This is a genomic window from Phytopseudomonas punonensis (genome assembly GCF_900142655.1).
Taxonomy (GTDB): Bacteria; Pseudomonadota; Gammaproteobacteria; order Pseudomonadales; family Pseudomonadaceae; genus Aquipseudomonas; species Aquipseudomonas punonensis.
On the sequence record NZ_FRBQ01000012.1, the window covers coordinates 84,502 to 101,932 of the forward strand.

Sequence of the window (17,431 nt, forward strand, 5' to 3'; positions counted from 1 at the left end):
GTGGCGGCTGCGGAGGTGCTAGGATACGCATCCGTTTTAACGGCGACCACGTCTATGCAGTGGCAGTCTGCGATTAGGCTCTGTACGAAAAGTACCTGCGCTCGGTGATGCTTCGTTAAAAATCGGTTCGGAATGCTCATGTACAACTCGTACATTCCGCTTCCTCTCCGATTTTTGCCTCGCCTGACCTTGGCTCGGAGACTTTTCGTACGGAGCCTAGCCCGTCCACCTGCAAGCCCCTCAGCCAGCCCGTGCGAAGGCGCCAAGGCGTTCGCCCCAGTGAGATAGCCGTCCTCCATGTTTGGTTCAAAAGACGACAACAAGACTCCGGCTCCCGAGCCGATTGCCGAGAAAGCTGAAAAGCGCGGCCTGTTTGGCTGGTTGCGCAAGAAGCCAGCAGAGCCTGCGCCTGCCGCCGCCGAAGAGCAGGCCGAAGCCCCAGCTGCCGCGCCACAAGCCCTGCCTGAGCCGGCTTCCGACGTGCAGGCCGAGGTGCCTGTCGAGACGCCCCAGGCGCTCGAAAGCGCTGCGCTGGATGCCCCCGCTGTCAGCGAATCTGCCGCTCCCGCCGAGCCGGAAACGGTAATCAGCGAAGCGCTGCCGACCCGTCATGGTCCTGAAGCGTTGCTCGAGCCCATCGCCGAACAACCGGCCGCGCCGGCGGAGCATCCTTCCCCGCTGGCTTCCGGTAGTGATGTGCTTCATGCCGTGCCTGCCACACCTGCTGCGGTGGTGGCCGCGCCGGTCGAGGCGGTCAGTGAGCCAGTCGTCGAGCAGAACAAACCGTCGGACAACAAGGGCGGCTGGTTCGCCCGCTTGCGCCAGGGCCTGTCGAAGACCAGTGCCAGTATCGGCGAGGGCATGGCCAGCCTGTTCCTCGGCAGGAAGACCATCGATGACGACCTGCTCGACGAGATCGAAACCCGTCTGCTCACCGCCGACGTGGGCGTCGAAGCCACCACGGCGATCATCGGCAGCCTGACCCAGAAGGTCGCGCGCAAGCAGCTGACCGACAGCGACGCGCTGTTCAAGGCGCTGCAGGAAGAACTGGCCGCCATGCTGCGCCCGGTCGAGCAGCCGCTGCAGATCGACAGCGCCAAACGCCCCTACGTGATTCTGGTCGTCGGCGTGAACGGCGCCGGCAAGACCACCACCATCGGCAAGCTGGCCAAGAAGCTGCAGGGCGAGGGCAAGAAGGTCATGCTCGCGGCTGGCGATACCTTCCGCGCCGCTGCCGTCGAGCAGCTGCAGGTGTGGGGCGAGCGCAACAAGATCCCGGTGATCGCCCAGCACACCGGCGCCGACTCGGCCTCGGTAATCTTCGACGCCGTGCAGGCTGCCAAGGCCCGTGGCATTGATGTGCTGATCGCCGACACCGCCGGCCGCCTGCACACCAAGGACAACCTGATGGAGGAGCTGAAGAAGGTTCGCCGGGTGATCGGCAAACTCGACGACAGCGCGCCCCATGAAGTGCTGCTGGTGCTGGATGCCGGCACCGGCCAGAACGCCATCAACCAAGCCAAACAATTCAACCAGACGGTGAACTTGACCGGTCTGGCCCTGACCAAGCTGGATGGTACGGCCAAGGGTGGGGTGATCTTCGCCCTGGCCAAGCAGTTCGGCCTGCCGATTCGCTACATCGGTGTTGGCGAAGGTATCGACGATCTGCGCACCTTCGAGGCCGAACCCTTCGTTCAGGCGCTTTTCCAGCAGCGGGAGCAGTGATGATCCGATTCGAGCAGGTCGGCAAGCGTTACCCCAACGGACATGTCGGGTTGCATGAGTTGAGTTTCCGCGTGCGCCGCGGCGAGTTCCTGTTCGTCACCGGCCACTCCGGCGCCGGCAAGAGCACGCTGCTGCGCTTGCTGCTGGCCATGGAGCGTCCGACCTCCGGCAAGCTGCTGCTGGCCGGGCAGGACCTGGGGCAGATCAGCAACGCGCAGATTCCCTTCCTGCGCCGGCAGATCGGCGTGGTGTTCCAGAACCACCAGTTGCTGTTCGACCGCAGCGTGTTCGACAACGTGGCCCTGCCGCTGCAGATCCTCGGCCTGTCCAAGAGCGATATCGGCCGTCGTGTCGGCTCGGCGCTGGAGCGGGTTTCGCTGAGCGACAAGGCCGAGCTGTACCCCGGGGATCTGTCGACCGGGCAGCAACAGCGCGTCGGCATCGCCCGCGCCATCGTCCACCGGCCGGCGCTGCTGCTGGCTGACGAACCCACCGGTAACCTCGACCCGCGTCTGGCGGCGGAAATCATGGGCGTATTCGAAGACATCAACCGTCTCGGCACCAGCGTGCTGATCGCCAGTCACGACCTGGCACTGATCGCGCGCATGCGTCACCGCATGCTTACCCTGCAACGCGGCCGCCTGATTGGCGACGGGGAGGCTGCAGAATGAGCGCCTCCCGCATGCCGCCACCGCAGCCGTCGCAACGCGTAGGCGCGGCGCCCAAGAATGCCGAACCGCAAGGCCCGGACAACGAACCGGATTTCCGCACCCTGGCACGCGCCTGGGTCGAAAGCCACCGGGCCAGTCTGGTCGACAGCTTGCGTCGCCTTGGAAAGCACCCGATCGGCAGCTTCTTTACCTGCCTGGTAATGGCCGTGGCGCTGAGCTTGCCCATGGGCCTTTCGCTGCTGCTCGGCAACGTCGAGCGCCTGGGCGGCACCTGGGAGCGTGCTGCGCAGATCTCGGTGTTCCTCAAGATCGACGCCAGCGATAGTCAGGGCCAGGCCCTGCGCGAAGAAATCGCCGGCATGGACGACGTGGCCGAAGCCGAATGGATCAGTCGCGAACAGGCCCTGGAAGAGTTTCAGCAGCAGTCAGGCTTGGGCGAAGCCCTCAAGGAGTTGCCGAACAATCCGTTGCCCGGCGCTGTGCTGGTAACGCCCAAGGAAGTCGACAAAGCCACTCTTGAGGCGTTGCGTTTGCGTTTGGCAGAACTGCCCAACGTGGAGCAGGCACAGCTGGACTTGGTCTGGGTCGAGCGTTTGAGCGCAATCCTCAAGTTGGGCGACCGTTTCGTTTTTGGCCTCACGGTTTTGCTGATCATGGCGCTGCTGCTGGTGATCGGTAACACCATTCGCCTGCATATCGAGAACCGCCGTACCGAGATCGAAGTGATCAAGCTGGTCGGCGGTACCGACAGTTATGTGCGCCGCCCTTTCCTTTATATGGGCGCGCTGTATGGCCTGGGCGCCGGCGTGCTGTCGTGGCTGGTGCTGGCCTTTGGGCTGAACTGGTTGAACGATGCCGTGGTGCGTCTGTCCGGTTTGTATGGCAGCGATTTCGCCTTGGCCGGTGTGCCGCCCGGTGACGGCTTCTCCCTATTGCTGGGAGCGGTGCTGTTGGGGTATATCGGTGCGTGGCTGGCGGTGGCGAGGCATCTGAGGGAGCTTGCCCCCCGCTAAGGCGCTAGTTTGACGCCTCGCCAAGTTATTGATTTGATTGATATTGACTATTGACCGGGGAACCAGGATGGTGGCTTCCGGTCATATTGCGCAGTGCTACACTGCGTACGTTTCGTGAATCGGAGGATTCGAATGTCCACTTCCTTGCAACCTGTTCATGCTCTGGTTCCAGGCGCCAACCTGGAAGCTTACGTGCATGCCGTTAACAGCATTCCGCTGCTGACGCCTGAGCAGGAGCGCGAGCTGGCCGGTAATCTCTTCTACAAGCAGGACCTCGAAGCAGCACGCCAGATGGTATTGGCTCACCTGCGCTTCGTCGTCCATATCGCGCGCAGTTATTCTGGCTACGGCTTAGCCCAGGCCGACCTGATTCAGGAAGGCAACGTTGGCCTGATGAAGGCCGTCAAACGCTTCAACCCGGAAATGGGTGTGCGTCTGGTGTCGTTCGCTGTGCACTGGATCCGGGCAGAAATCCACGAGTTCATTCTCAAGAACTGGCGGATCGTCAAAGTCGCGACCACCAAGGCTCAGCGCAAACTGTTCTTCAACCTGCGCAGCCAGAAGAAGCGTCTGGCCTGGCTGAACAACGACGAAGTCAATGCCGTGGCCGAAAGCTTGGGCGTTGAAGCGCGTGAAGTGCGCGAGATGGAAAGCCGCCTGACCGGCCACGACATGGCCTTCGACCCGGCAGCTGATGCTGACGACGACAGCGCGTTCCAGTCGCCGGCCCAGTATCTGGAAGATCACCGCTACGATCCGGCTCGGCAGATGGAAGACGAGGATTGGAGCGACACTTCCAGTGCCAACCTGCACGAGGCGTTGGAAGCGCTCGATGAGCGTAGCCGCGATATTCTGCAGCAACGCTGGCTGGCCGAAGAAAAGGCCACGCTGCATGAGTTGGCAGCCAAGTACAACGTGTCGGCAGAACGTATCCGTCAGCTGGAAAAGAATGCGATGAACAAGCTCAAGGGCTCCATCGCCGCCTGACTTGGCCCGCAATACCCAATACGCCCCGACAGTGTTCGGGGCGTTTTTGTTTGGGCGATTCAGACCTACTGCTGATTTTAACTTTTTGGGGATTGTGGGAGCGGGCCATGCCCGCGAATTCCAGACTTCTGAGTGGAGGCTCCTTTCGTGGGCATGGACTAGGTGTCCCCGCCCGCTCCCACATTAAATCGCGCCATTGCCGAAGCCTACTTCGCCCACAACGGCGGCCGCGGCGCCTGCAGTTGATCCAGATAGTGGCTGCCGCCCAGCTGGCGCATCTGCCGGCGGATCCAGTTGGCGCGTTGGTTGACGTAGCCGCTGGGGCGGCCCGCATCGTACTGCCGTGGGTTAGGCAGCACTGCAGCCAACAGGCTGGCCTGTCGCGCCGACAGGTAGGAGGCGCCAATCTTGAAATGGTGCTGAGCTGCGGCTTCGGCGCCGAACACGCCGTCGGCCCACTCGGCACTGTTGAGATAAACCTCTAGGATGCGTTCTTTGGGCCACAGCAGCTCGATCAGCCCGGTGAACCACACCTCGATACCCTTGCGCAGCCAGCTGCGGCCGGACCAGAGAAACAGGTTCTTGGCCACCTGCTGGCTCAGCGTACTGGCGCCGCGCACCGAGCCGCCTTGCTGGTTGTGCGATACCGCCGCCTTGATCGCGTCGACATCGAAGCCCCAGTGCTTGGCGAACTTCTGATCTTCGCTGGCGATAACCGCTACCTTCAGGTCATCCGGTAGCTGGTCCCAGGAGCGCCAGGTGCGCTGCAGGTCGATCGGTTTGCCGTCGAACCATGATTCGATCTTGCGCTCGACCATCAGCGCCGTGCCCGGCGGCGGTACCCAGCGCAGGGCGAGCACCAACAGGAAGGAGCCGGCAATGAACCAGAGCAGCAGCTTCAGCAGGAGGCGGCGAAGGGATCGGAGCATGCGCAGGGAGCCAGGCTTGATTGGCCGATTAGTATACGGCGCCTGGTGGGGTTGCGGATAATGCTGCGGCAATCCGAGGCGCGCGCTGGAGCGAGGGGCGGCGTAAACTGCACGCTCATTTTCGGATCGGTGAGAGCGTTATGGTTCGCCTGTGGTTGTTGTTATCAGCCTTAGCCGGTTTTTCGGGCGTTGCCATGGGCGCTTTCGCGGCCCACGGCCTGAAGAGCAGGCTGAGCGCTGATTATCTGGCCGTGTTCCAGACCGGCACTCACTATCAACTGATCCATGCGTTGGCGCTCTTGGGCGTGGCCATCCTGGCGATGGTCGCGCCGGGCCGCCTGGTGAATCTGGCGGGCGGCTTCTTCGCTGCCGGCATCGTACTGTTTTCCGGCAGCCTTTATCTGCTGACCCTAACCGGCGTCAGCAAGCTAGGCATCGTTACGCCGTTCGGTGGGTTGGCTTTTCTGGCTGGTTGGGTTTGTTTGGGTATGCTGGCCTGGCGCATGGCCTGAACCTCCCACGAGACCAATGGCTGGCCTGCGCCTTGGTCATCGCCGGGGATCGGGCTAGAATGCCGGCCCTTTCTCCTGTTGTGACGGGTCGCCATGCATATCCAGTTGAACGGTGAATCCCTCGAACTGCCCGAAGGCGCCAGCGTCGCTGACCTGATCGAGCGTCTGGAGCTGGCCGGGCGTCGCGTGGCCGTTGAGCGTAACCTCGACATCGTGCCGCGTAGCCAGTACGCCAGCACGCTGCTGGCTGACGGTGACAGCCTCGAAGTGGTCCATGCCATCGGTGGTGGTTGAACCCCGCGCCGCGCCCATCCAACTCCCCTGTGCAGAGGAATTTTCATGAGCCACGTTGTCAGCGACAAGCCCTTCACTCTGGCCGGCCGTACCTACCAGTCGCGCCTGCTGGTCGGTACCGGTAAATACAAGGATCTCGACGAGACCCGTGCGGCCATCGAAGCGTCCGGTGCAGAGATCGTGACCGTGGCGGTGCGTCGTACCAACATCGGTCAGAATCCGGGCGAGCCGAATCTGCTCGACGTGATTTCACCTGATCGCTACACCATTCTGCCGAACACCGCCGGTTGCTACGATGCCGTTGAGGCCGTGCGCACCTGCCGCCTTGCCCGTGAGCTGCTTGATGGCCACAAGCTGGTCAAACTGGAAGTGCTGGCCGACCAAAAGACCCTGTTCCCCAACGTGATCGAAACCCTCAAGGCCGCCGAAGTGCTGGTCAAGGAAGGTTTTGATGTGATGGTTTACACCAGTGATGACCCGATCATCGCCCGCCAGCTGGCTGACATGGGCTGCATCGCGGTGATGCCGCTGGCCGGCCTGATCGGCACCGGGCTGGGTATCTGCAACCCGTACAACCTGCGCATCATCCTCGAAGAAGCCAAGGTTCCCGTGCTGGTGGATGCCGGTGTCGGTACTGCTTCCGACGCGACAATCGCTATGGAGCTGGGCTGCGAAGCGGTGCTGATGAACAGCGCCATCGCCCATGCCCAGAACCCGGTGCTGATGGGCGAAGCCATGAAGCACGCGATCATCGCCGGGCGCATGGCTTATCTGGCCGGGCGTATGCCGAAGAAACTTTATGCCAGTGCGTCGTCGCCACTAGACGGCCTGATCCGCTGACTCTCCACGATCAGCTGCGCGTCGGCCCTGCTGCGTTGAAAACAGGCTCGGAAAGCCGCTTGCGGCTAACGCACTTTAGTGCGGCCCGCAGGGGCGAGCGGAGCGAGTAATGCTCATGTACAAAAGTACACTCCGCTTCCTCGCCTGTTTTTGTGGGGCCGCCTAGGCCTTGCATGGCTCTAGCTCGCAAGATCGTTATTTAGCTGCTTTCCCTTTATCCATTTAATACCTGCGTTGCTGAGTGCCCCCATGAGCGATATCGAACAAACCCCAGCCGAAGAAACCCCACGGCACATGCGCGCCATCAAGAGCTTCGTGATGCGCGCCGGGCGCATGACCGAGGGCCAGCAGCGCGGCTTCGATCAGGGCCTGCCGAAATTCGGCCTGGAGTTGAGCGATGGCATGCAGGATTTCGATACGGTATTCGGGCGCCAGGCGCCGCGTACCTTCGAAATCGGCTTCGGCATGGGCCACTCCACGCTGGAAATGGCTGCCGCAGCGCCTGAGCAGGACTTTATCGGCGTGGAAGTGCATCGGCCGGGCGTGGGTGCATTGCTCAATGGCGTGATGACGCAGAACCTGACCAACCTGCGTGTTTATAGCTGCGATGCCCTGGAAGTGCTGCGTCAGTGTGTGCCGGACGCCAGCCTGGATCGCGTGCTGCTGTTCTTCCCGGACCCGTGGCACAAGGCGCGTCATAACAAGCGCCGCATCGTGCAGCCGGCATTCGCCGAGCTGGTACGGCAGAAGCTCAAGGTCGGCGGCGTGTTGCACATGGCTACCGACTGGGAGCCCTATGCCGAATACATGCTGGAAGTGATGAACGTTGCCCCTGGTTATCGCAACCAGGCCGCCGATGGTCGTTGCGTCGAGCGCCCGGCTGAGCGCCCGGTCACCAAGTTCGAACGTCGCGGTGAGCGCCTTGGGCACGGCGTTTGGGATCTGAAGTTCGAGCGTATCGACTGATCAGATGATGCGACTGTCGAAGCGTCAGACCCGGCGCGCCGGCCATGCCCGCAACCGCCCTCAGTGGCACGCACCGCAGCCCAGTACCAGGGCTGCATGGGCGGCGCGTCTGCTGTTGCCGCTGACCGCTGTGGTCATGTGCATCAGCGCCGCGGCGATTCTCTTCACGGTAGGGCAGGCGCTGTACAGCGGCGTGGCGATATCGCTGTCGCGTATCGGCCCAGCCACTGTCTACCCGCTGGCCTCCGATCCACTTGGCTACTGGCTCATGCTGCTGTGGCACACCGCCGCCGCGCTGTTTCTCGGCGGCCTTGGCGGGTTCAGTTGGTGGGCCTCGCGTCAGCGCTGATTAGGCAGTCGCGCCGCGCAACTGCTTGAGCAGACGAGCGCCGAAGACGTTGATCAGCAACCCGAGCATCACGACCGCCGCACCCAACCACTGTACGCTGCTCAGCGCTTCACCGAGAAACAGCCATGCCGAGCTGAGGCCGATCACCGGCACCAGCAGGGAGAACGGTGCTACTTGGCTGGCGGGATAGCGTGACAGCAGGCGGCTCCACAGGCCGTAGCCCAGCAGCGTAGCGACAAAAGCCAGGTAGGCGATGGCCAGCAGGGAGTTCAGCGAAATACTGCGCAGCGCTGTCTCAATCTGCGCAGGCCCTTCGAGCATCAACGATAGCGCCAGGAATGGCAGCGGTGGAATCAGGCTGCCCCATACCACCAGGCTGACCAGGTTCACCTTGCCGATACGCTTGGTGACCACGTTGCCCAGCCCCCACATTGCCGCCGCGCACAGCGTCAGTACGAAGCCTGCGAGCGTGAAGGCGCGCCCGCTCTCGCTGCCGATCAGCAGCAGGCCTGCCGCGGCTATCACCAGGCCGATCAGGCTGCTGCGCCGCACCGTCTCGCCGATGAACAGCGCCGCGAACCCCAGGGTGAAGAACGCCTGCGCCTGTAGAACCAGTGAGGCAAGGCCGGCAGGCATGCCGACATACATTGCCGAGAACAGAAAGGCGAACTGCCCGAGGGAAATGGTCAGGCCGTAAGCCAGTAACCACCGCAGCGGCATGTCCGGGCGGCGAATGAAGAGGATCGCGGGAAAGGCGGCCAGCATGAAGCGCAGGGCGCCGAGCAGCATCGGTGGTACGCCTTCCAGGCCGACCTTGATGACCACGAAGTTGACGCCCCAGGCGATGATCACCACAGCGGCCAGCAGAATATCCTTGGGTGTCATGGGCGCGGCCTCGTGTGGTGGTATGCAGACGCGCAGGCTAGCGCGGATGGTTCGCGCTGACACGCCACAGTTGGCGGTGTTTTTCCCCATACAGAACCCGCGCAAATAAAAACGCCCCGAACAGGTCGGGGCGTTTTTGGCGGTGCGGCATCGATCAGACGGTCAGCGTCCAATCGTAGTCGACGATCAGCGGCGCATGCTGAGAGAAGCGTGGCTGACGCGGCAGGCGTGCGGTGCGAACACTGCGGCGCATGCCCGGGGTGAGCAGTTGATAGTCGAAGCGATAGCCCAGGTTGAGCATCTCAGCCTGTTCGTTATCTGGCCACCAGCTGTACTGGTCAGCCTCGCGATTGACCTCACGCAGGGCATCGACATAACCCATCGCCCCGGTGACTTCGTCCATCCAGGCGCGCTCGGGCGCCATGAAACCGGGCGATTGCTGGCAGTCGCGCCAGTTCTTCGCGTCCAGCTTCTGATGGGCAACGTACAGCGAACCACAGTAGATATAGTCGCGGCGCTTGCGGCGTTGCTTGTCCAGGTACTTGGAGAAATCGTCCATGAACTTGAATTTCTGATTCAGGTTCTCGTCACCGCCCATGCCCGAAGGCATCAGCAGCGTGGCAATACTCACTTTGTCGAAATCAGCCTGCAGGTAGCGCCCGTAGCGGTCGGCTGTTTCAAAGCCGAGCCCGCTGATTACCGCCTTGGGTTGCAACCGCGAATACAGCGCCACGCCACCTTGGCTTGGTACTTCTGCATCGCAGGCATAGAGGAAATAGCCATCCAGTTGGAGGGCTTGGTCGTCCAGCTCAAAGGCGGAGGCGCGGGTATCCTGCAGGCAGATCACGTCGGCATTCTGTGCTTGCAGCCAACTGAGCAAACCGCGCTCGACTGCAGCATGAATACCATTCACGTTCACACTGATGATCCGCATAAATGGCCCCCAAAAACACGTGCGTGTATGATACCTGAGCTAGACGTCGTTTAGTAATTCAAAGCCACATCCTGTGCTGCCTCAAGGTCTTTCATGCAAACGTATCAGCGCGATTTCATTCGATTTGCCATCGAGCGAGGCGTTCTGCGCTTCGGCCAGTTCACCCTCAAGTCAGGTCGTGTGAGCCCGTACTTCTTCAACGCCGGCTTGTTCGACAGTGGTTTGGCGCTTGCCAAGCTGGGGCGTTTCTACGCAGCGGCTGTGGTGGATAGCGGTATCTCCTTCGATGTGCTGTTTGGCCCGGCCTACAAAGGCATTCCGCTGGCAGCCAGTACCGGTGTGGCCCTGGCTGAGCACCATGGCATCGATACGCCCTGGTGCTTCAACCGCAAGGAAGCCAAGGATCACGGCGAAGGCGGTACCCTCGTTGGTGCGCCGCTCAATGGCCGCATTCTGATCATCGATGACGTGATCACCGCCGGCACCGCGATCCGCGAAGTGATGCAGATCATCGGGGCGCAGAACGCGCAGGCGGCAGGCGTGCTTATCGCTCTGGATCGTCAGGAGCGTGGCCGTGGCGAGCTGTCGGCGATTCAGGAGGTCGAGCGTGACTTCGGTATTCCGGTGGTCAGCATCGTTTCCTTACAGCAAGTGCTGGAATATCTGGCCGATGATGCTGAACTGAAACAACACCTGCCTGCCGTTGAAGCCTACCGGGCCGAATTCGGTATCTGACCCCGGCTCGCCAAGAGAACGTTTCTATGTCCACTTCGCCGCTGATGCGCCGCACCCTTTGGCTTGGCCTGTTGCTGCCGCTGTGGGCGAATGCTGCCGAGATGTACCGCTACACCAACGCGCAGGGCGTGATCGTGATCGACCGCCAGGGCGTGCCCAGCGAGTTCATCGCCAAGGGCTATGAAGTGCTCAACGACCAGGGGCGTGTGGTGCGTGTAGTGCCGCCGGCGCCGACTGCCGAAGAGATGCAGAAGATCCTCGCTGATCGCGAGCGAGCGAAATCCGACGCCCAGTTGCTGCGCCTGTACAGCAGCCTCGAAGACGTTGACCGTGCCCAGGCGCGCAAGCTTGCCGAGCTCGACGGGTTGATCGGTGTGGCCACTGGCAACCTGCAGTCAGTGCGTCAGCAGCAGGCCAATCTGCAGAAACAGGCCGCCGATCAGGAGCGGGCAGGGCGACCGGTTCCGGATCAACTGCTTGGGCAGATCAGCGGGCAGCGTGATGAGCAGGTGCGGCTCAAGAAGGAGATCGAGCGCTACCAGGCAGCGCGTGCCCAGGCGCAAAGTATCTTTGCGGCAGATCGGTCGCGGGTTAGCGAGCTGCTCGGGCAGGGTCGTTAGGCCGAGTGATCAGGCTGTCGCGCTTCTCAGGCGTGGCAGCGGCTCAGCGGCGCGGAACTGAGCGGGTACGACCGCTGCTGTCGATAGCCACGAACACAAAAACGGCTTCCGTGACCTTGCGCCATTCGCTGGATAGCGGGTCATCGCTCCACACCTCTACCAGCATCTGAATCGAGCTGCGGCCGACTTCCAGTGCCTGGGTATAGAAGGACAGCTGCGCGCCGACCGGTACCGGAACCAGAAACGCCATGCGATCGATCGCCACAGTCGCTACGCGGCCTGCAGCCACCTTGCTGGCCATGGCAGTACCGGCCAGATCCATCTGCGAAACCAGCCAGCCGCCGTAAATGTCACCGAAACCATTGGTCTCGCGCGGTAGCGCGGTGATTTGCAGGGCCAGATCGCCTTGGGGGATCGGGTCTTCTTGTTCGAAGTCTTTCATCTGTTCACGGCTCGCGGCGCAGTGGTGAACCCTGCAGTGCAGGGGCCGGGGAAGTATAACGACTGGCTGGTCGCGCTGCGACCTTAGGGGCTTTATGAAAAGTACCTTTATTCATATAGACCCTATCGCGTTGTAGACGCCTGCGCACGCGCATTCGCGTATCCCGCATGCTCACCAGCGCCGTCATCCAACTGTCATATAGATTACATAGAGTGGTCATATCGGCTGACGATACTGAGCCCGTCCCAACTGACACGACCCCAATCGTGAGAAGACGGTAAACCGGGCGCTACGACCACGGCACGCCGGCCTCTCGATGATTACCACTCTGCTAGGAGCAAGGCATGAAACTGAAGCGTTTGATGGCGGCCATGACTTTCGTCGCTGCTGGCGTCGCTACCGCCAATGCGGTTGCCGCTGTCGATCCGGCCATTCCGGCCTACGAAAAGACTTCGGGCGTATCGGGCAACCTGTCCAGCGTCGGCTCTGACTCTCTGGCCAACCTGATGACCCTGTGGGCTGAGACCTACAAGCAGTCGTACCCGAACGTGAACATCCAGATTCAGGCTGCCGGTTCTTCCACCGCACCACCCGCGCTGACCGAAGGTACCGCCAATCTCGGGCCGATGTCGCGCGCTATGAAAGACAGCGAAATTCAGGCCTTCGAGCAGAAGTATGGCTACAAGCCGACCGCCGTTCCGGTCGCCATCGACGCCCTGGCTGTCTTCGTCCATAAGGATAACCCGATCAAGCAGCTGACCATGCAGCAGGTCGATGCGATCTTCTCCAGCACCCGCCTGTGCGGCGAGCCCAAGGACGTTAAAAACTGGGGCGAGCTGGGTCTGAGCGGCGAGTGGGCTGCCAAGCCGATTCAGCTGTTTGGCCGTAACTCGGTCTCCGGCACCTACGGCTACTTCAAGGAAGAAGCCCTGTGCAAAGGCGACTTCAAGTCCAACGTCAACGAGCAGCCGGGTTCGGCTTCCGTGGTGCAGTCGATCTCCAGCACCGTCAACGCCATCGGTTACTCGGGCATTGGCTACCGCACCGCCAGCGTGCGCGCCGTTCCGCTGGTCAACAAGAAGGGCGAGGTCGAAGAAGCCAACGAAACCAACGCACTGTCGGGCAAATACCCGCTGGCGCGCTTCTTCTACATCTACGTGAACAAGGCGCCTAACAAGCCGCTGAGCCCGCTGGATGCCGAGTTCCTCAAGCTGATCCTCTCCAAGCAGGGCCAGGACGTAGTGGTCAAGGACGGCTACATTCCGCTGCCGCTCAAGGTCATCGAGAAGACTCGCAAGGAACTGGGTCTGTAAGTCGACTGCGGTAAGCAATCCCGAAGCCCGCCTCTCTTTGAGAGGTGGGCTTTGCTGCGTCACCGTACTGTAACTTTTCTGTCATACAGTCGCGTTAGATTGGCCAGGCTCGCGAAATAGACGAAAAATACGGCGCGCTCATGGCCGCGCAGAGACGCTCTCACCTATGAATGACTTGCCAAGTGACCCCATGACCGCCTCTCCAAATTCCCTCGTGCTGGACTTCAACACCCCGGCCCTGCAACGCAAGCGCCGCATACGCGCGTTCAAGGATCGCCTGGCGCGCTGGTGCGTATCCATCGGTGGCCTGGCCGTGCTCGGCGCCATCACCCTGATCTTTTTCTACCTCGCCTATGTCGTGCTGCCGATGTTCCAGGGCGCCGATCTCGAGAAGCGCGAGGCCATCCAGCCCGCCTGGTTGGCCGATGCGGGCAAGCCGCTGCTGATGACGCTCGAAGAGCAGAACCAGGTCGGCATGCGCCTGGCCCGCGACGGTAAAATCCAGTTCTTCAATGCCAAGACCATGCAGGCGCTGACCAGCGTCGAGTTGCCGTTGCCGGCCGGTAGCGAGGTGGTATCGGTGGGTGAAGATCAGCCGGGCAGCCACCGCATTGCCCTGGGCCTTTCCAACGGTCAGGCGCTGGTGTTCGAGCACACCTACCGCATCACCTACCCGAACGACGTCAAGACCATCACCCCGGCCATCGTCTACCCGTTCGGTGAAACCCCACTGACCATCGACCAACAGGGTCGTCCGCTTGAGCACATGGGTATCAGCGTGAACAGCGGTACGCTGCTGCTCGCCGGCTCCGTGGGCAGCGAGCTGCAGGTGCTGAGCCTGAGCCGCGAAGAGAACATGATGACCGGCGAAGTTGAGGTCAGCGAAGAGCGCTTGGCGTTGCCGCAGATCGCCGAGCCGATCAAAGAGCTGATCATCGATCCGCGTCAGCAATGGCTGTTCGTGATCAATGGCCGCGCCACCGCCGATGTTTTCGATCTGCGTGCCAAGGCGCTCAACGGCCGCTACAAACTGCTCAACGACGGTTCTCGTGAAATCACCCACGCCACCTCGCTGCTGGGCGGCATTTCGTTGCTGATCGGCGACAGCACCGGCGGCATTCGCCAGTGGTTCATGGTGCGTGACGAAGATGGCAAGTCCTCGCTCAAGCAGGTCCGTGAATTCCAGCTGGCGGACAGCCCGATCAGCCAGATCATCTCCGAAGAGCGACGCAAGGGTTTCATTGCCTTGGACGAGAAGGGCAACCTGGGCATCTTTCACAGCACCGCACACCGCACGCTGCTGGTCGAGCCGGTTGCCGAAGGCCACAACATCGCCGCGCTGTCACCCCGTGCCAACCGCGCGCTGGTCGAGGCCAATGGCAAGATCGAACGCATCCTTATCGACAACCCGCACCCGGAAATTTCCTGGAGTTCGCTGTGGGGCAAGGTCTGGTACGAGAACTATGACAAGCCGGCCTACGTGTGGCAGTCGACCTCCGCCAGCACCGACGCCGAGCCCAAGCTGAGCCTGGCGCCGCTGGCCTTCGGTACGCTCAAGGCAGCCTTCTACGCCATGCTGCTGGCCGCGCCGCTGGCCATCGCTGCGGCAATCTACACCGCTTACTTCATGGCGCCGGCCATGCGCGGCAAGGTCAAGCCGGTGATCGAGCTGATGGAAGCGCTGCCGACGGTGATCCTCGGCTTCTTCGCCGGCCTGTTTCTCGCGCCCTACGTCGAGGGGCACCTACCCGGTATCTTCAGCCTGCTGATTTTCACGCCGATAGGCATCCTGCTGGCCGGTTACATCTGGAGCCGTCTGCCGGAGTCCGTGCGCCTGCGCGTGCCGGATGGCTGGGAAGCCGCGCTGCTGATCCCGGTGATCCTGCTGGTCGGTGTCGTGTCGCTGAGCATGAGTGGCCACCTGGAGAACTGGCTGTTCGACGGCAACATGCGTGGCTGGTTGAGCAATGATCTGGGCATCCCTTTCGACCAGCGCAACGCCCTAGTGGTGGGTCTGGCCATGGGCTTCGCGGTGATCCCGAATATCTACTCGATCGCCGAAGACGCCGTGTTCAGCGTGCCCAAAAGCCTGACCTTCGGCTCCCTGGCGCTCGGTGCTACGCCGTGGCAGACCCTGACACGTGTGGTAATTCTGACTGCCAGCCCGGGCATCTTCTCGGCGGTGATGATCGGCATGGGCCGCGCCGTCGGCGAAACCATGATCGTGCTGATGGCCACTGGCAACACGCCAATCATGGACATGAACATCTTTGAAGGTCTGCGCACGCTGGCCGCCAACGTAGCGGTGGAAATGCCCGAGTCGGAAGTCGGCGGTACCCATTACCGGGTGCTGTTCCTCTCCGCACTGGTGCTGCTGTCGTTCACCTTCGTCATGAACACCTTGGCCGAGCTGGTGCGTCAGCGCCTGCGCGTCAAGTACGCTTCGCTCTGAGGACTGCAAGACTATGTCCGTGAAAAAGCACAACATGAAATCTTGGTTCAAGAGCGGTTCGCCCTGGATCTGGATGAACGCGGGTGCGGTATCCATCGCAATCATCATGACCGTGGGTCTGTTGGCGGTCATCGCTACCCGTGGCCTGGCGCATTTCTGGCCGGCCGACATCATCGAAGCCAGTTATCAGATCCCGGGCCAGGAAGCCAAGCTGATGGCCGGCGAAGTGGTGCAGAAGGAAGAAATTCCGCGCGCCCGGCTGGCTTCCGCCGGGCTGCCGGTGAGCGTCGAGGGCGGCGAGTTCATGACCCGCGAGCTGCTCAAGGTCGGTAACCGCGACCTGTACGGCGCCGACTTTTCCTGGGTGGTCGGCGAATGGCTGGGCGAGCAGCGCACGCCTGCCGATCTGACCGCCTTCGAGCGTCGCGAGTGGGGCAACTTCTACGGCTACCTGGTCAACGTCAAGGAACAAGGCCGGCTGGTCGCCGAGGGCGATGCCGCCTGGGGCGAATTGCAGAAGCGCCTGGAGCGTGTCGACGAGCTGCACGGCGAAATCGTCAAACTGGAGAAGCGCGATATCGGCCGCATCAACGCCGGTCTCGAGCGTGTGCGTCTGCAGACCCGCAAGCTGGAACTCGCTGGCGAGCTGACCGATGCCGCCAAAGCCGATCTGGCCGCCGAACGCGCGGGCTGGGATGCCGAGTACAAGGTGCTGGAAGCCGAACTCAACGCCCGCCATCAGCAATTCAATCGCGACAGCATGACCGTGCGCTCGGCTGACGGCCGCGAGCAGGAGATCAGTCTCGGCAAGGTGGTGCGCGCCTATCGCCCGAACGCCATGTCGACTATGGACAAGCTCGGCTTCTACGGCAGCAAGCTGTGGGAATTCGTCAGCGATGATCCGCGGGAAGCGAACACCGAGGGCGGTATCTTCCCGGCAATTTTCGGCACCATCATGATGACCCTGATCATGGCGGTGATCGTCACCCCGTTCGGCGTGATCGCCGCTATCTACCTGCGTGAGTACGCCAAACAGGGCCCGCTGACCCGAGTGATACGCATCGCGGTGAACAACCTGGCCGGCGTTCCGGCCATCGTCTACGGCGTGTTCGGCCTGGGGTTCTTCGTTTATGTACTGGGTGGCTCGATCGATCGCCTGTTCTTCCCGGAAGCCGCGCCGGCGCCAACCTTCGGCACGCCCGGCCTGTTGTGGGCCTCGCTGACCCTGGCGCTGCTCGCCGTGCCGGTGGTGATCGTCGCTACCGAGGAAGGCCTGGCGCGGATTCCGCGGGCGCTGCGCGAAGGTTCGCTGGCCCTCGGCGCGACCAAGGTCGAAACCCTGTGGCGCGTGGTGCTGCCAATGGCCAGCCCGGCGATGATGACCGGCCTGATTCTCGCTGTGGCCCGTGCCGCCGGTGAAGTGGCGCCGCTGATGCTGGTCGGTGTGGTCAAGCTGGCGCCGAGCCTGCCGGTGGATGGCAACTATCCTTACCTGCACCTCGACCAGAAGATCATGCACCTGGGCTTCCATATCTATGATGTCGGCTTCCAGAGCCCCAACGTCGAGGCGGCGCGCCCGCTGGTTTACGCCACCGCGCTGCTGCTGGTACTGGTGATCGCGATTCTCAACCTGACGGCCGTTTACCTGCGCAATCACCTGCGCGAGAAGTACAAGGCCCTGGATCATTAAGGTGGCTGCAGGCCGCAGCGCGAGGTGCCGGGCCTGACCCGGCCAGCGCTGCAGCTTGAAGCCTGTAGCCCCGA

18 protein-coding genes are annotated in these 17,431 nt (G+C 62.1%); 14 read left to right on the forward strand and 4 right to left on the reverse strand.

The features are described from left to right. Positions 1-297: 297 nt before the first annotated feature. The 4 genes from ftsY to rpoH all read left to right on the forward strand — a co-directional run bounded on the left by ftsY (position 298) and on the right by rpoH (position 4,396). Positions 298-1,725: a signal recognition particle-docking protein FtsY gene (gene ftsY, locus BUC40_RS21025; protein WP_073268497.1), complete on the forward strand. Its 1,428-nt coding sequence runs from the start codon at positions 298-300 to the stop codon at positions 1,723-1,725. Beyond that, on the forward strand, positions 1,725-2,396 hold the full coding sequence (gene ftsE, locus BUC40_RS21030) for a cell division ATP-binding protein FtsE (protein ID WP_073268499.1): 672 nt from the start codon (positions 1,725-1,727) through the stop codon (positions 2,394-2,396). Before ftsY ends, ftsE begins: the two co-directional genes overlap by 1 nt. Continuing rightward, positions 2,393-3,409, forward strand: a complete 1,017-nt coding sequence (gene ftsX, locus BUC40_RS21035) for a permease-like cell division protein FtsX (protein WP_073268501.1) — start codon at positions 2,393-2,395, stop codon at positions 3,407-3,409. Before ftsE ends, ftsX begins: the two co-directional genes overlap by 4 nt. A 132-nt stretch (positions 3,410-3,541) precedes the next feature. Next, positions 3,542-4,396 carry an RNA polymerase sigma factor RpoH gene (rpoH, locus tag BUC40_RS21040; RefSeq protein ID WP_073268503.1) on the forward strand — a complete coding sequence of 285 codons (855 nt, stop codon included), beginning with the start codon at positions 3,542-3,544 and terminating at the stop codon, positions 4,394-4,396. Between the two features lie 206 nt (positions 4,397-4,602). On the opposite strand, the gene mtgA is transcribed toward rpoH, so the two are convergent. Then, a complete protein-coding gene (mtgA, locus tag BUC40_RS21045; RefSeq protein WP_073268505.1) occupies positions 4,603-5,325 on the reverse strand; it encodes a monofunctional biosynthetic peptidoglycan transglycosylase in 723 nt (240 codons plus the stop codon). Positions 5,326-5,465: 140 nt separating this feature from the next. On the opposite strand from mtgA, the gene BUC40_RS21050 reads away from it, so the two are divergent. The 5 genes from BUC40_RS21050 (at position 5,466) to BUC40_RS21070 (ending at position 8,286) form a co-directional block, all read left to right on the forward strand. Further along, entirely contained in the window at positions 5,466-5,837 is a 372-nt protein-coding gene (locus BUC40_RS21050) for a DUF423 domain-containing protein (RefSeq protein ID WP_073268507.1), read from the forward strand. A 93-nt stretch (positions 5,838-5,930) separates the two neighbouring features. Next, positions 5,931-6,131 (forward strand): sulfur carrier protein ThiS, encoded by a 201-nt coding sequence (gene thiS, locus BUC40_RS21055; protein WP_073268509.1) that lies wholly within the window; start codon positions 5,931-5,933, stop codon positions 6,129-6,131. A 45-nt stretch (positions 6,132-6,176) separates the two neighbouring features. Then, a complete protein-coding gene (locus BUC40_RS21060; protein ID WP_073268511.1) occupies positions 6,177-6,971 on the forward strand; it encodes a thiazole synthase in 795 nt (264 codons plus the stop codon). A gap of 249 nt (positions 6,972-7,220) precedes the next feature. Beyond that, the gene (gene trmB / locus BUC40_RS21065; protein WP_073268513.1) at positions 7,221-7,937 is read left to right on the forward strand and encodes a tRNA (guanosine(46)-N7)-methyltransferase TrmB; all 717 of its coding nucleotides are present in this window, start codon (positions 7,221-7,223) and stop codon (positions 7,935-7,937) included. A 4-nt stretch (positions 7,938-7,941) separates the two neighbouring features. Then, a complete protein-coding gene (locus BUC40_RS21070; protein ID WP_073268515.1) occupies positions 7,942-8,286 on the forward strand; it encodes a hypothetical protein in 345 nt (114 codons plus the stop codon). On the opposite strand, the gene BUC40_RS21075 is transcribed toward BUC40_RS21070, so the two are convergent. Beyond that, positions 8,287-9,171, reverse strand: coding sequence for an EamA family transporter (locus tag BUC40_RS21075; RefSeq protein WP_073268517.1), 885 nt, complete (start codon positions 9,169-9,171; stop codon positions 8,287-8,289). A 154-nt stretch (positions 9,172-9,325) separates the two neighbouring features. Further along, positions 9,326-10,105: an exodeoxyribonuclease III gene (locus tag BUC40_RS21080; RefSeq protein ID WP_073268519.1), complete on the reverse strand. Its 780-nt coding sequence runs from the start codon at positions 10,103-10,105 to the stop codon at positions 9,326-9,328. 93 nt (positions 10,106-10,198) lie between these two features. Here BUC40_RS21080 and pyrE point away from each other — a divergent pair, with 93 nt between their 5' ends. Together pyrE and BUC40_RS21090 are read left to right on the forward strand one after the other, a co-directional pair. Beyond that, positions 10,199-10,840, forward strand: coding sequence for an orotate phosphoribosyltransferase (gene pyrE / locus BUC40_RS21085; protein WP_073268521.1), 642 nt, complete (start codon positions 10,199-10,201; stop codon positions 10,838-10,840). A gap of 26 nt (positions 10,841-10,866) precedes the next feature. Next, positions 10,867-11,460, forward strand: a complete 594-nt coding sequence (locus tag BUC40_RS21090) for a DUF4124 domain-containing protein (protein ID WP_073268523.1) — start codon at positions 10,867-10,869, stop codon at positions 11,458-11,460. A 43-nt stretch (positions 11,461-11,503) separates the two neighbouring features. On the opposite strand, the gene BUC40_RS21095 is transcribed toward BUC40_RS21090, so the two are convergent. Next, the gene (locus BUC40_RS21095) at positions 11,504-11,902 is read right to left on the reverse strand and encodes an acyl-CoA thioesterase (RefSeq protein WP_073268524.1); all 399 of its coding nucleotides are present in this window, start codon (positions 11,900-11,902) and stop codon (positions 11,504-11,506) included. A gap of 344 nt (positions 11,903-12,246) precedes the next feature. Here BUC40_RS21095 and BUC40_RS21100 point away from each other — a divergent pair, with 344 nt between their 5' ends. The 3 genes from BUC40_RS21100 to pstA all read left to right on the forward strand — a co-directional run bounded on the left by BUC40_RS21100 (position 12,247) and on the right by pstA (position 17,357). After that, entirely contained in the window at positions 12,247-13,215 is a 969-nt protein-coding gene (locus BUC40_RS21100) for a PstS family phosphate ABC transporter substrate-binding protein (protein WP_073268526.1), read from the forward strand. A gap of 166 nt (positions 13,216-13,381) precedes the next feature. Next, on the forward strand, positions 13,382-15,667 hold the full coding sequence (locus BUC40_RS21105) for an ABC transporter permease subunit (RefSeq protein WP_073268528.1): 2,286 nt from the start codon (positions 13,382-13,384) through the stop codon (positions 15,665-15,667). Between the two features lie 34 nt (positions 15,668-15,701). Next, on the forward strand, positions 15,702-17,357 hold the full coding sequence (pstA, locus tag BUC40_RS21110; RefSeq protein ID WP_073268573.1) for a phosphate ABC transporter permease PstA: 1,656 nt from the start codon (positions 15,702-15,704) through the stop codon (positions 17,355-17,357). Positions 17,358-17,431 lie beyond the last annotated feature (74 nt).